Origin of the sequence: Microcystis sp. LE19-131.1A, assembly GCF_027532015.1 — a bacterium.
Classification (GTDB): Bacteria; Cyanobacteriota; Cyanobacteriia; order Cyanobacteriales; family Microcystaceae; genus Microcystis; species Microcystis ichthyoblabe_A.
In genome coordinates this window covers 1-12,131 of record NZ_JAPZSS010000086.1, presented here as the reverse complement: position 1 = coordinate 12,131, position 12,131 = coordinate 1, and the positions used below count along the sequence as shown (strand labels likewise).

General features: G+C 43.6%; 16 protein-coding genes and 3 pseudogenes. 10 read left to right on the top strand and 9 right to left on the bottom strand.

Annotated elements, in window-relative coordinates; genetic code table 11:
* From O9323_RS07875 to O9323_RS07845, 7 genes and pseudogenes are all read left to right on the top strand, one after another.
* Positions 1-166, top strand: a pseudogene (locus tag O9323_RS07875) (glutamate synthase); the annotation flags it as partial.
* 154 nt (positions 167-320) lie between these two features.
* Positions 321-563: a DUF433 domain-containing protein gene (locus O9323_RS07870; RefSeq protein WP_002761871.1), complete on the top strand. Its 243-nt coding sequence runs from the start codon at positions 321-323 to the stop codon at positions 561-563.
* Between the two features lie 143 nt (positions 564-706).
* A pseudogene (locus O9323_RS07865) lies at positions 707-1,180 on the top strand (type II toxin-antitoxin system VapC family toxin).
* A gap of 2 nt (positions 1,181-1,182) precedes the next feature.
* Complete coding sequence (locus tag O9323_RS07860; RefSeq protein ID WP_002790010.1) at positions 1,183-1,410, top strand: hypothetical protein; 228 nt, start codon at positions 1,183-1,185, stop codon at positions 1,408-1,410.
* A 408-nt stretch (positions 1,411-1,818) separates the two neighbouring features.
* Positions 1,819-2,448 (top strand): DUF1294 domain-containing protein, encoded by a 630-nt coding sequence (locus tag O9323_RS07855; RefSeq protein ID WP_002774811.1) that lies wholly within the window; start codon positions 1,819-1,821, stop codon positions 2,446-2,448.
* A gap of 230 nt (positions 2,449-2,678) precedes the next feature.
* A complete protein-coding gene (locus O9323_RS07850; protein ID WP_002734346.1) occupies positions 2,679-2,954 on the top strand; it encodes a hypothetical protein in 276 nt (91 codons plus the stop codon).
* Positions 2,951-3,319, top strand: coding sequence for a hypothetical protein (locus O9323_RS07845; RefSeq protein ID WP_002774815.1), 369 nt, complete (start codon positions 2,951-2,953; stop codon positions 3,317-3,319). Before O9323_RS07850 ends, O9323_RS07845 begins: the two co-directional genes overlap by 4 nt.
* 449 nt (positions 3,320-3,768) lie before the next feature.
* Here O9323_RS07845 and O9323_RS07840 read toward each other — a convergent pair whose 3' ends face one another.
* Together O9323_RS07840 and isiD are read right to left on the bottom strand one after the other, a co-directional pair.
* Entirely contained in the window at positions 3,769-4,767 is a 999-nt protein-coding gene (locus O9323_RS07840; protein ID WP_288124915.1) for an adenosine kinase, read from the bottom strand.
* 164 nt (positions 4,768-4,931) lie between these two features.
* Positions 4,932-5,144 carry a protein IsiD gene (gene isiD, locus O9323_RS07835; protein WP_002732311.1) on the bottom strand — a complete coding sequence of 71 codons (213 nt, stop codon included), beginning with the start codon at positions 5,142-5,144 and terminating at the stop codon, positions 4,932-4,934.
* 148 nt (positions 5,145-5,292) lie between these two features.
* On the opposite strand from isiD, the gene O9323_RS07830 reads away from it, so the two are divergent.
* Positions 5,293-6,069 (top strand): SDR family NAD(P)-dependent oxidoreductase, encoded by a 777-nt coding sequence (locus tag O9323_RS07830; protein ID WP_288124914.1) that lies wholly within the window; start codon positions 5,293-5,295, stop codon positions 6,067-6,069.
* A gap of 179 nt (positions 6,070-6,248) precedes the next feature.
* On the opposite strand, the gene O9323_RS07825 is transcribed toward O9323_RS07830, so the two are convergent.
* The 7 genes and pseudogenes from O9323_RS07825 to O9323_RS07795 form a co-directional block, all read right to left on the bottom strand.
* Entirely contained in the window at positions 6,249-6,530 is a 282-nt protein-coding gene (locus tag O9323_RS07825) for a DUF2470 domain-containing protein (RefSeq protein ID WP_002774821.1), read from the bottom strand.
* Positions 6,531-6,582: 52 nt separating this feature from the next.
* Positions 6,583-6,738 carry a precorrin-6A/cobalt-precorrin-6A reductase gene (locus O9323_RS07820; RefSeq protein WP_002774823.1) on the bottom strand — a complete coding sequence of 52 codons (156 nt, stop codon included), beginning with the start codon at positions 6,736-6,738 and terminating at the stop codon, positions 6,583-6,585.
* 303 nt (positions 6,739-7,041) lie between these two features.
* Positions 7,042-7,521 carry a hypothetical protein gene (locus O9323_RS07815; protein ID WP_002793891.1) on the bottom strand — a complete coding sequence of 160 codons (480 nt, stop codon included), beginning with the start codon at positions 7,519-7,521 and terminating at the stop codon, positions 7,042-7,044.
* A 134-nt stretch (positions 7,522-7,655) separates the two neighbouring features.
* Positions 7,656-8,549 carry an ABC transporter ATP-binding protein gene (locus tag O9323_RS07810; protein ID WP_002732759.1) on the bottom strand — a complete coding sequence of 298 codons (894 nt, stop codon included), beginning with the start codon at positions 8,547-8,549 and terminating at the stop codon, positions 7,656-7,658.
* Between the two features lie 138 nt (positions 8,550-8,687).
* Positions 8,688-9,461 (bottom strand): ABC transporter permease, encoded by a 774-nt coding sequence (locus O9323_RS07805; RefSeq protein ID WP_002774827.1) that lies wholly within the window; start codon positions 9,459-9,461, stop codon positions 8,688-8,690.
* 63 nt (positions 9,462-9,524) lie between these two features.
* Complete coding sequence (gene cpcF, locus O9323_RS07800; protein WP_004158456.1) at positions 9,525-10,148, bottom strand: C-phycocyanin alpha-cysteine-84 phycocyanobilin lyase subunit CpcF; 624 nt, start codon at positions 10,146-10,148, stop codon at positions 9,525-9,527.
* Positions 10,149-10,330: 182 nt separating this feature from the next.
* Positions 10,331-10,591: pseudogene (locus tag O9323_RS07795) on the bottom strand (DUF29 family protein); the annotation flags it as partial.
* A gap of 211 nt (positions 10,592-10,802) precedes the next feature.
* On the opposite strand from O9323_RS07795, the gene O9323_RS07790 reads away from it, so the two are divergent.
* On the top strand, positions 10,803-11,066 hold the full coding sequence (locus O9323_RS07790; RefSeq protein WP_002774832.1) for a helix-turn-helix domain-containing protein: 264 nt from the start codon (positions 10,803-10,805) through the stop codon (positions 11,064-11,066).
* Positions 11,063-12,016, top strand: coding sequence for a hypothetical protein (locus tag O9323_RS07785; RefSeq protein ID WP_149106475.1), 954 nt, complete (start codon positions 11,063-11,065; stop codon positions 12,014-12,016). The genes O9323_RS07790 and O9323_RS07785 overlap by 4 nt, the downstream gene beginning before the upstream one ends.
* Positions 12,017-12,131: the final 115 nt, after the last annotated feature.

Here is a 12,131-nt window from a genome sequence, read left to right as displayed (position 1 = left end):
CAATATCAAGGCCGAACACGGTCAATTTGCCACTAGCTTACCGAAAGTCTTTGCAGCGGGGGATTGTCGTCGTGGTCAAAGTTTGGTGGTTTGGGCGATTAATGAAGGTCGCGGGGCCGCCAGGGAATGCGATCGCTTTTTGATGGGGGCGACGGATTTACCTTAAACCAGTAGTTAGGGACTTGCGTGGGAATAATATCCCAGCTTTGAAAATCGCTCTCTAGAAGAATAAGACCAGCCCTAAATGGTACATTATCAAAGCGCAAGTCCCTTACTCCCGCTAAAGGTTAAAATGATCATGAAGAAATAGAATTACTTTAATGAAACTAGATCGTATTACGAGCAATCCAAACCGTATGAATGGGCAACCCTGCATCCGTAACCTTCGCCTTACGGTTCGTCGAGTGATTGAGCTACTGGCAACTTATCCCGATCGAGCAGAATTACATCAAGAGTTTCCGGAACTGGAGGATGAAGATATTCGACAAGCCCTAATTTTTGCATCTTCTTACTTGGATGATCGCATCATTGAACTTCCTAATCGCTATGAAGCTGTTGCTTGATCAGGGACTACCGCTTTCTGCGGCAACTTTATGCTGACAAGAATATTTCACGTACAAGGTTGGGTTGACGACTGTTACCCAACACCCTCAGAACCAAGATTAAATGCGGTAGGATAGGCATTGGATAGATTTTCTAGATTGCCGTGAGCGAAACCGTCTATATTGAAACCAGTATCTTAGGCTATCTTACTGCTCGACCCAGCAGAGATATTGTTGTGGCCGCAAATATTGAGGTGACGAAGGAGTGGTGGAATACACGTCGCGGCGATTTTCAACTTTACTCATCCCAAGCGGTCGTGAAAGAAACCTCACAAGGTGATGTTGTGATCGCATCTCAACGACTATAAATCCTTGCTAATCTATCTTTACTCGACTTGAACCAAGCTGTGCTAGATTTAGCAGAGCAATTTTTGGAACGCAGCAACCTTCCCGCAAAAGCTGATATTGATGCTGTTCATATCGCCACCGCAACCGTTCACGGCATGGATTACCTGCTCACCTGGAATTGCAAGCACATCGCCAATGCTCAAATTCAGGGAAAGTTGGCAGAGATCAGCCTTGATTTTGGCTACGAGTTGCCAATTCTTTGTACACCCTATGAACTTCTCGGAGGTTGATTATGTTTCAGGATGAGATTGTGGAAGAGATCCACAGAATTCGTGAAGAGTACTCTCGGTCATTCAATCATGACTTGAAAGCCATCTTTGCTGATTTGCAAAAGCAACAAGCTGAAAGTGGCAGAGAAGTTGTAACCTTATCTCGAAAACACGGTCTAACAACACGTTGGAGCGGACGAGCGAGAGATATTGATAGTGGTGCAAAGGATATTAGCCGCCGCTCAACTTAGCCGTTATACTGAATCGGTTTTTAATAGCATGATTAACTCCCAATCCCACTTTAAAAACCCGCTCCCTTCTCCCCACTGCTGTAACAAAAAACAACTATCCCCCGATAGCGATCGCTAAAGGTCGAATAATTGTAAATTTTTGTCAAGGGGTGCGGTCAGACAGAGGAATCATCGCTAGAATGAGCCTAATTGTCAGGAATTTAGTTAAACAAGGTTTTTGGCAATATGCTAATCTGGCTAACACGCTTTTGGGCGTGATATACCGAAAGTTTCTACATATCGTTACTCTGGAGAGTGTTATACAGAAAGTTGACCTATAATATGTAGTTAGGCTGCTTCGTTTTTTGGTTGTGGCTGTCCTTGAAGGTGATTTTTAGAATCACAAAGTTTTCGTTATTGAGATTTTTTATGCAATCCGGTCTCCGCAGTGGAAAGCTTACAAAATGGAAAGATGAGCGTGGATTTGGTTTTATTCAACCCGTTGATGGGAGTCAAGAAGTTTTTTTGCATATTTCTGAAGTTAAAGATGCAACCCGTCGTCCACAAGAAAACGACACGATTTATTACCAGTGCATAGTTGACTCAGATGGCAAAGTTCGAGCTTACAACGCATTTATTCTGGGAGCAAGAAACAAGTCAGCACCTTCAAGTAGTCGAACTAAACCCTCTGATGCCATCATTTCAAGCTTTCCGATAGTTGAGGTAGTTCTGTTGTCGCTTCTGCCTTTGGTTGGAGCTATTCATTTTACATGGACGACACGCAATCCCATTCCACTGATTCTTTATCCCGTAATGAGTTTAGTGACTTACGCTCTATACGCAGATGATAAATCTCGTGCTAAACGAAAGGATTGGCGAACTTCTGAACAAACGCTACATCTGTGTGAACTTGCGGGTGGATGGTTGGGTGGGTTTATTGCCCAGCGAATATTGGGCCATAAATGTCAGAAAGAGTCTTATCAAGTCACTTTTTGGGCGATCGTGATCATTCATTCTGTTGTATGGCTGTTTTGGCTGTTTTTGGGAGGAACGCTATGAGGTATTGCGATTCTAAAAGCAGCAGCGCGATCGCCGCTCTTGTAGGGTGCGTTCCCTAATGTAAGTCCTACTGCTCCACTGATCGATTTTGGGGAACGCACCATGCCCATGGATTGAAACTGTGGGTTTAAGTGCGATGCCGCTCTTGTGGGTCTAGTTGGGGAATGTTAGCGAAGATTTCCGATGTTTAGGTTAAAATAGAGGGCAAAAGTTGCCCCAGGGTCAAGCAAATGACAGTTAGACAACCCCGCTACAGCAAAGAAGAATTCGCTCGACGTGGTAATGAGATTTATGAATCTCAGGTACGTTCTCAAGTGGAGGAGGGAAATCAGGGGAGAATTGTGGCGATCGACATCGAAACTGGAGCGTTTGAGCTTGCCGACGATACGATTACTGCTACCGATCATCTCTATGAGCGTGTCCCTGATGCTCAACCTTGGGTGATTCGGATTGGACATAGAGCCGTCTTCCGTTTTGGCAGTCGCAGCCAGAGAAAGCCAGTATGATGTTCGGTGTGGTCAATAATAATTGTGAAGCAATCCTCAAGGTGGCAGTCGGTCGCATTGGCTCACGGAAAATAGCACTCGATGCTATCATTGATACTGGATTCACCAGCTTTTTGTCTTTACCGCTTTCTGTCATCACAGATATGGGCTTGCCTTGGTACTATCGAGATATTGGCACATTAGGCGACGGGAGCGAAGTCGTTTTTGAAATATACAAAGCTTCTGTGATCTGGGATGGTCAAGAGCAGATTATTGATGTGGCAGCTTCTGATGCAGAGCCGTTAGTGGGGATGGGTCTTTTGTATGGCTTTAAACTTCAGATTGAGGCAGTGGAAGGTGGGCGCGTTACAATTGAAGCGTTATGACTCAGCCAAAGTTATCGGTGAAGACGGTCTAACTTTACCGTTATACTGAATCGGTTTTTAATAGCATGATTAACTCCCAATCCAACTTGAAAAACCCGCTCCCTTCTCCCCACTCTCCTATAACTTTTAAACAGGATTTAGTATGACTATCTAGGGTTTGCTGAATAAGTACGGGCGAAGCATTCGGATAGAAAATCTACGTTTTCACCGATGGGTTATTGCCCGAATGCTTCGCCCCTAAAGGACGCGGGCCGATGAAGACGCAAGGTTTTGAACGACGATTCTCTCAAAATCTTGCACCTGTTTCGCGAGAAAAGCCCCAAAACCCTTACTTTGCCTACATTTCAAATTTATTCAGCAAACCCTATCTAAATTACTCGTTAAGACTATGAGCAGGGAGCAGGGAGAAAAAACCTGACTACTGACTGAAAGCTGATCACTGACAAAACCTATCCCAAAACGATCGAATCGCGCAGGGATTGAATTTCCTCGGTTTGTAAACGCGCTCCAAAAGTAGAAACCACCCGGGCAGCCGCTAGAGAAGCGAGATTTCCCGCTCCTTTGTAACCCATACCGTGGGTAATACCGTAGAGAAACGCACCTGCGTACATATCCCCCGCGCCGACGGTATCGATCGCCTGTACGGGATGGGGGTCAATTTCCAGGAGATTTTCGCCATCATAGATCAAAGAACCACTAGCACCCCGGGTGATAGCGAATCCTTTGGCAATGGTTTTAAAATAGGCGATCGCTGAATCGATTTCCTCGCTGCCGGAAATAGTCAAAGCTTCCGACTCATTAGCGAAAACGAAATCTAACCCCGTTCCGATCATTTCCAGTAATCCCTCCCGGAAGAAGATCGCCATATTGGGATCCGACAGGGATAAAGCGGTTTTCACTCCAGCAGCCTGAGCAATTTCTCGCCCTTTAATAGCGGCAGCTTTGGCAGTGGGAGAGGTGACGAGATAACCTTCGAGATAGAGATAATCGGCATTAGCGATCGCTGAAGGGACTAATTCTCGTTCGGAAATTTCCCCGGTGATGCCGAGAAAAGTATTCATGGTGCGATCGGCATCGGGAGTCACAAAAACTAGACATTTTCCCGTGATTCCCACCTCTTTTTCGCCGCCGTGTTCATTGGTATGCAAACCACAGGCCCGCAGATCTTGCAGATAAAACTTACCTAATTCGTCATTGCCCACTTTACAGGAATAGAAACCTCTACCCCCCAACTGAGCGATCGCTACTAGGGTATTCGCCGCCGATCCGCCGCCGCTGCGTTTACAATCAAGAGCCAATTTTTCCATCAACTGGGTTTGACGATTTTCGTCCACCAGCGTCATCACTCCTTTGTCGATGCCCAATTCTTGCAGTAATTCAGGAGAGACTGGAAATTCCATATCGACGAGCGCGTTACCGATCCCATAAACGTTGTATTGTTTGCCCATAATTTAGTCGATCGCCTAAAAATACTTTGTTATTGATAGTAGGGAAATAAGGGGCAAAAAGCTAGGGGCTTTTTTCAGCCAGAGAATACCATAATCAAAAATAATGGGTGTGCTAGTCTCACACCCCCAGTAATTTTTGTTAAGTTTTGTTTAACTAAGCAACCTTAAGCCTCATCGTAGGCTTCTAGATCCAACAGATAAAGATAAGGTTCGGCTAATTCCTGCCTTTGAAAAGCGATCGCTCGCAACAGATGCCAATCCCGCAAAGCCTCGAAGGGGTTGCTATACTCATCTTTTTCTAGTCGTTCGGCTAAAGAAGCAATATCAGCGGCGGTATATTTGGCAATATCTTGATCAGTGAAGCTTATAACTGTCATTTCTACACCTTCCTCGACCTTTGTTCTGTTTCTAGCCTAACATATATTCTGAGTTGAAAAAATGTCTTCCCCGCCAAGTTAAGAACTGTAAATGAAAGGGTAATTGTGCTACAATTCCAGCAAAAAAGCTATTTTTAGTTGATCTTCTATGAAAACAGCCCTCATTACTGGTGCTTCCACTGGTATCGGTGTCGTCTTTGCCCGTCAACTTGCCCAACGGCAAATGGAGCTAATTTTAGTCGCTAGATCTAGGGATAAACTAGAACAATTAGCAGCGGAATTGGGGGAACAATACGGGGTAAAAGTGACGGTTATCGTCCAAGATCTGACCGTTGCTGGGGCGGGAAAGCTAGTATATGATACGGTGAACCAAAAAGGAATCAACGTTGATTTACTGGTAAATAATGCCGGTTTTGGTGGTTATGGTGCTTTTAGCGAGCAGGATTTAGCCCGACAGTTAGAAATGATCCAGTTAAATAATCTGGTATTGGTGGAATTAAGCCACTATTTTCTCCGTCCCATGCTTGCTGGTGCTGGGGGGGCAATTATCAATGTTGCTTCCATTGCCGGGTTTCAACCGCTCCCCTATCTTTCCGTCTATGCGGCGACAAAAGCCTTTGTCCTCAGCTTTAGCGAGTCTCTCTGGGCAGAAAATAAAGACAAAGGCGTTAAAATCCTTGCTCTTTGCCCCGGTCCGACGGAATCTAATTTTTTTGAGGTAGCCCGATTTCCCAGTGCCTTTATGGGCAAAAACGGCTGGTTAGATTCGGCGGAAGTGTTGGTACAAGAGGCTTTAACTGCCTTGGCAAACAAACGCCCCAACGTGGTAGCCGGTAAATTGGCTAATAAAATTATCGTCAATCTGCCCCGTTTTTTACCCAGAAGTTGGATCGTGTCTTTGATAGAAAAGCAATTCAAGCTATAAGTAGGGTCTGCTGAAAAAGTTTTTCCGGGGGGTAGGGTGTGGGGTTTTACCTATTTTCAGGGAAAAAGTAGCTCAATTTCCCCCGGATTACCCCCATGGCTGACACTTTTTAATGGCGAAAAAGTCTAAAAGTTTTATCCAACAAGGTTGTTAGATTTATGGCGCAAAATCGAGCTTTGTCAAGGGGTGGTTTGATTAACTTTTAGCATCTCAACGAGGATATTATGGGCATCCTTGGCTGATTCTAGGGTGCGCTCAAACGGTATTCTAATTGTTTGACTCTCCCCTAATTTTTCTACGGCTAAATCCATGCCTTCGGGATCGATGAATAGCATTTGAGCGGTTTCTGCATCGGTAATATTGCCGTAAACTTGAGCGTAGAAAAGCACGGCATCACCGTGATCTTTATTCATGTGTTTACAGATGCGATCGCTAATGGCGGGAGTGATAGTTTCAGACATAAGATTCTGGAAAAAAATCGATGATTGAGGTGGGGACAGATAAAAGCCAGTTCTAAATCGAGGCAAATGGAGGGATATTAGTTAGGGTAGCGTAATTAATCGCTAATTGCCAGATAATTTGGGCGTGAGGATGGCAGACATCAATAATAATTTTAATATTATTTTCTTGACAAAAATCCTTAATTGTGCATTGCTCTAATTGTCCCACTGAAGGTCAATCGGGGTAGAGAGTAAAGTCCGGGGCTGCCCGCGCATTTAATACTAAATCCGTTGAGTATAGGCTACTTAGGAGGATAGGCAAGAGGCAAGAGGCAAGAGGCAAAAGGAGGAATAGATAATCAGTCTTTAATAACTGGATTTAGTATAAATTGCCTGTTGAGATGAAACAAGAGGCAACAGTAAAGGGATTGGGAGAGATTCAGCTAATCGGATAGGCGATTAAAATGCCTCTTAGCTTAAAACCCCACACCCTGCCCCCACCAAAAAACTTTTTCAGCACACCCTATATATTTTATCGTTCACAACCGACAACAGAAGCGGTGTAGGTATTACCGATGTGCTGAATACCATTGACAAAAAGATTGACTAGAAAAGGTTGATCATTTGCCCGGACTGTGGCAGTAATTGTTAAGGGTTTATCGGGTTCGATTCGTACTCCATTAGTATTAAAAAATTCCTCGTTAGTTTGATCGCTATACTTGAGAAACAGCCGGATATCGAAGGAGGCAGCCCGGGGGACAGAAACCGTAACGATAAACCTCTGAAAACGTCTCCCCCCCGGAACTGCCCAATCGGTATTCCAATTATTACGAGTTATCGTGACACCGAAAGGCCCTGGAACAGTGGGTTGTGAGACGCTTTTGGTAACTTCACTACCTTCACCCCCTAATAAAGAAAGTGGCCGACAATTTTGCGCCGCTGCCGGTAGCTGTGAGCTTAATAATACCGCCGATAGACCTAATAAACCAGTGATAGAGGTTAATTTCATCATTGATTTTGTCTCCAATTAATAGAACCTATCCAAAAATTATAGATGATCATGACGGTAAAAAAACGGTGATTTAGCTTAATTGAGCTAAATTCCGAAAAAATGCTGATCATCAACCTGAATTCTCAAAAACGGTGTTAAAATTGATTCATAATTTCCATATAAATATGTTCTAACTGTACCGTCTGACGGGCGAGAGAATCAATATTAATGCCATCGAATGCCTGAATAATCTCGCTTAATTCTAGATGTTCATCTAACCAAAAAGCTAAATCTTTACCGTAAAATTTGGGAGTAAATCCTAATTGTTTCCCTCGATTAATTGCCGCTTCTTGATCCTGGGTATCCATGATAATAATTTCCTTAGCAGGAATATGCTGACGCAGCTGATTTAAATTACCTTCGGCAATAATACGACCTTGTTTTAAAATGCCGATACGTTGACAGAGACGCTGTGCTTCATCGAGGAGGTGGGTAGTTAATAAAATTGTCATTCCCTGTCGCCGTAATTCTCCGATTAAATCCCAAATTTCATAGCGAGATTCGATGTCTAAACCAGTAGTTGGTTCATCGAGAATTAATAATTTTGGCTGATGAACAATAGCCACGGCAATATTCATCCGGCGCTGCATTCCACCGCTTAAAGTTTCCACCGGACTACGGGCGCGATCAAGCAAATTTACTGCGGATAAACTGCTTTTAATCCGATGACGACGCTGGGGGCGATCGAGTCCATAAATCTGAGCAAAAAAGTTGAGATTTTCCTCACAAGTAAGGGATTTGTACAATAAATTTTCTTGTGGGGCAACCCCAATTAATTCTTTAGTAACTCTCGAAATTGGCAAATAATTAAAGGTAATTTCTCCCGATGAGGGTTTTAATAAATTACAAATTAAGTTAATAGTGGTGGTTTTTCCCGCACCATTTGGACCAAGTAAACCGTAAATTTCCCCCGCTTCAATATGAAAGTTTAATTGATCTAATACTAAGCGTCTTCCGTAATTTTTTTTGACATTACTAATAGTCAGCATTTTTAATAAAGTAATAAGGATAGTCAGAAGTCAGGAAGCAGGATTAGGGAGTGTAAGATATGGGAAGACAAATCAATAAATACTCTTGCCTTTTCTAACTGATAACTGATAACTGATAACTGATAACTGATAACTGATTTACAATCGGCGTTCAAGGTTTAACATTTGTCGATAGGTAAGCCAACCACCTGCTACCATAGCTAGAGCAAAAAGACAGAGAAAGCGAAAATGAGAGCTAATATCTTGGAGATTTTCGCCCTTTGCCCAAACAGCAATTAAAGCTTCATTCATGTGGTAGATCGGGTTATATTTAGCCAGAGATAGAATATTGTCGGGGAATAAAGCAGTCGGAAGAAAAACGCCGCCTAAAATTAATAAAGGAACCCCAAAAGTTCCCACCAAAGCATTAACATCTTCTGTTCTTTTCGCCAGTTGAGTACCGAGGATAAATCCTAAACCCACATAGGCGGTGATACTAAGGAAAATAATTAATAATTCTAGAGGAATTGAGCCTTTAAAAGTGGCTCCATACTGTTTAGCAATAGAATAAACTAAAACTGTCTGACAGGCAGCAATCACACAATGGGCGAGAAAAATGCCGATAAAATAGGAAACACCGCTTAAAGGCGATAAAAATAACCGTTTAATCGTTTGTTGTTCCCTTTCTGCTACTACCGTCGCCACGGTTCCCCCCAAACAACTAAAGAAAAGTGCCGCCCCGACGAGGGTGGGAGGAGTAGCCAGAGCCATTGCCTCAGCAAGCTCAATTTTGCCTTTTTCTGCCATAATATAGCCATTTAAGAGCAGGACAAGGATCGGGAAAATGCCCCAGAGGATTAAGCTACGCCCGCGCCGGATTAATTCTACTAAAATTCGTTGAGCGATCGCTAAAATTTCCTGCCAATATTTCATAGAATGTTAGTGTAATTGTTTCTCCCTGTAGAGAAATGAGTTTTTCTACTTTGTGACTTAGGCTTATTGTAAGTGTTCCAGAGCTTGATCGGCACGCAATCTTACCACTATTTCCGCTTCTGTCTCCCCAATCTGTGCTAAAAGTTCCCGAATCGCCCTGCGAAATGCCGCCGCCGCAGTTCCTAATCCCTCCAATCCGACGATCGCCGCATATCTAACCACCCACTCTGGATCCCCTTGCAAAAGTTTCTCCAGTGCCGCAAAAACTGCTTTTTGAGCCTCAGAAACCCGACTTTCCTCCAAATCAGACCAAATTATATTTCCTAAGCCTCTAGCCGCCCCTCGCCGCACACTAAAGGAAAAATCACTCACCGCCGCCTCAAGTAATAAGTCCAATCCTCGCACATCGCCAATTCCCGCTAGGGCGCGGGTTGCCCAAGCTCTTGCCCCATAATTATAACCGTCTAGATTGGCCAGTAAATAGGGAACCGCCGCTTTGCCGATGGCGATTAAACCATCCACGGCTGCGACGGAGGCACCGGGGTTATTATATCTCAGGACATCGGTGAGGGTAGGTATTGCCGCCTCACTTTTGGCGGCAGCTAGGTTTTCCACGGCGGTTAGTAACTGATTAGCTGAGTCGGCTTTTTCGACGGCAATAATTAAAGTCTCAACGGTAGGAAGCATTGGTTATCAGTGGAGGGGATGAGGAGTTGGGGGTTGGGGTGTGGGGTGTGGGGTGTGGGGTGTGGGGTGTGGGGTGTGGGGAGAATAAATAAAATAATCTCCTGTCTCCTGTCTCCTGACGACCGGCTACTGACTGCTAACTCCTATCTCCTAACCCCACTGACAAACTTTTAAAGATAATTTTATCGCCAAACTTTTTTCTGTAAAATCTGACTAATTTCTTGGGAAAAAGGACAATCATCGGGAAAGTTAAAGGATTGATAATCGGGGTTATCTCGCAAGCTTTTTAAAGCCGTGGCATAGCAATCTAAAAATACTTGCTCCCAGTAGGGTTTTAAACTAGGAGAATCGGTCAAAAGTTCTTCTAGTTCCCGTTGACTGCGCCTAATAGTTTCTTGCCAACCTCGATAATCTTGAACGTAATCAGCATAGCAGAGTTTGAGTCCGTGTGTTGACTTCTGCCCAAACTTTCTATCGTTCCAGATCAGCAGCAGCGAGTAACCTTCGCCATTGTACCAAAGACTCCATACCGTCCGCTACACTGGGGGTTGTATGCTGTTTACTAGGGCCGTGGGGAACTTAAAATCCCATTTTGGGATTATTCTAAAATAGGTTTATCTTGGAAATGCTAACTCCTGTGCTCATTAAAGCACGATGAAATCTATTTTTAGCCCAGAGTACCATGTCTTTCGTCGATGCCTGATCGCCGCTCGTAAGGATGCGAATTTAACTCAAGCAGCCCTCGCTAAAGCCATCAAAAAGCCGCAATCTTTCGTTGCCAAATACGAAAATGGTGAAAGAAGATTAGATGTGGTTGAGTTCCTTCTGGTTAGTCGTGTAATCGGTGTAGATCCTTGCGAAATTTTAAAGCAAGTTGAGCAAGCTTGTCAGTCCACATCTTGTGGGGAAGGGTTATGAATACAGAAGATGTTATTAGCCTGGCATCGCAATATCTAGATGATTTGTCTGGACATAGATTTGACCTATTAGACATTGCTAGACCAATATCGGTTGCTGCAGCAGTTAATTTAGCCAAAGTAATTTCAAAGCTATCACCACTATTGGGAAATCTGATTGAATTTAACACTGTTGAGTTTTTGAATAAGCAGGAAATATTTGCGCCGTTTGGTGAATGGAAAAGGCAATATCCAGGATTTCCTGATACTGTCTTCATGGGTAGCATCCAGCCTACCCCAGGATTAGAAATAAAAGCATGGTTCCCATTAGCTACTGAAATAACAGCCCGTTTCAAAGATAGTCAAAATCATTTTCAGTTTGATCAAACCTACGTTTCTCTAATAGCTTGGCTGCCCGAAGCGGTAATTTATGGCAAACCCAAGATTCTAGATGTATGCGTTGTCTCTGGCTTTTCAGTGGCTAAAGCGAGAGATGATCATTATCATAATCCTCCTGATTACCTTGTTCTAGAACCCGAAGATACAACCCAAAGGAGAGCAAATTTGCAACAAACAAATACTAATGGATACAAATTTCAAGGGACGGACGAAGAACTATTTCAAGCTGAAGAAATAGTTAATTCTTGGGGAAATGATGGCAGGCTTTATAAGCCGACACAAGATTATCAAATGCTCTTGCGGGAACTGATCACTCGCTTCAAATATAGATTAGACACTAATTTTGCCAAAATGGACAGGATTTTACATCCAGGAATTGAGGATTTTAAAAAGCGTGTTTATCAAACACATTTCTCTGGAATGAAAGTTGGACAGTGGAACAGGCTTTTAGCTAGTCGTCGAGAGGAGTTAATTAAATCTGCTTTAAGAGAACACCTTGGCATCAAAGAAGGGAACATTGTTGACATCCTCGCCGCCCTAAAAGTGTGGCGATTCCTAAACCTCACGATTTAAGTTTCTGCTTCCACCACCGTCGCATACCACAGTTAAAAAACCATGTACTGTCTTACACAGAGTCCACAGACTTTCGCCCCATTTCAGAAGCCCGATTCCGTGTGTCCCACGGTAC

Coding starts and splice junctions, on each gene's coding strand:
- O9323_RS07870 (WP_002761871.1), top strand. CDS start 321: ATGAAACTAGATCGTATTACGAGCAATCCAAACCGTATGAATGGGCAA.
- O9323_RS07860 (WP_002790010.1), top strand. CDS start 1,183: ATGTTTCAGGATGAGATTGTGGAAGAGATCCACAGAATTCGTGAAGAG.
- O9323_RS07855 (WP_002774811.1), top strand. CDS start 1,819: ATGCAATCCGGTCTCCGCAGTGGAAAGCTTACAAAATGGAAAGATGAG.
- O9323_RS07850 (WP_002734346.1), top strand. CDS start 2,679: ATGACAGTTAGACAACCCCGCTACAGCAAAGAAGAATTCGCTCGACGT.
- O9323_RS07845 (WP_002774815.1), top strand. CDS start 2,951: ATGATGTTCGGTGTGGTCAATAATAATTGTGAAGCAATCCTCAAGGTG.
- O9323_RS07840 (WP_288124915.1), bottom strand. CDS start 4,767: ATGGGCAAACAATACAACGTTTATGGGATCGGTAACGCGCTCGTCGAT.
- isiD (WP_002732311.1), bottom strand. CDS start 5,144: ATGACAGTTATAAGCTTCACTGATCAAGATATTGCCAAATATACCGCC.
- O9323_RS07830 (WP_288124914.1), top strand. CDS start 5,293: ATGAAAACAGCCCTCATTACTGGTGCTTCCACTGGTATCGGTGTCGTC.
- O9323_RS07825 (WP_002774821.1), bottom strand. CDS start 6,530: ATGTCTGAAACTATCACTCCCGCCATTAGCGATCGCATCTGTAAACAC.
- O9323_RS07815 (WP_002793891.1), bottom strand. CDS start 7,521: ATGATGAAATTAACCTCTATCACTGGTTTATTAGGTCTATCGGCGGTA.
- O9323_RS07810 (WP_002732759.1), bottom strand. CDS start 8,549: ATGCTGACTATTAGTAATGTCAAAAAAAATTACGGAAGACGCTTAGTA.
- O9323_RS07805 (WP_002774827.1), bottom strand. CDS start 9,461: ATGAAATATTGGCAGGAAATTTTAGCGATCGCTCAACGAATTTTAGTA.
- cpcF (WP_004158456.1), bottom strand. CDS start 10,148: ATGCTTCCTACCGTTGAGACTTTAATTATTGCCGTCGAAAAAGCCGAC.
- O9323_RS07790 (WP_002774832.1), top strand. CDS start 10,803: ATGAAATCTATTTTTAGCCCAGAGTACCATGTCTTTCGTCGATGCCTG.
- O9323_RS07785 (WP_149106475.1), top strand. CDS start 11,063: ATGAATACAGAAGATGTTATTAGCCTGGCATCGCAATATCTAGATGAT.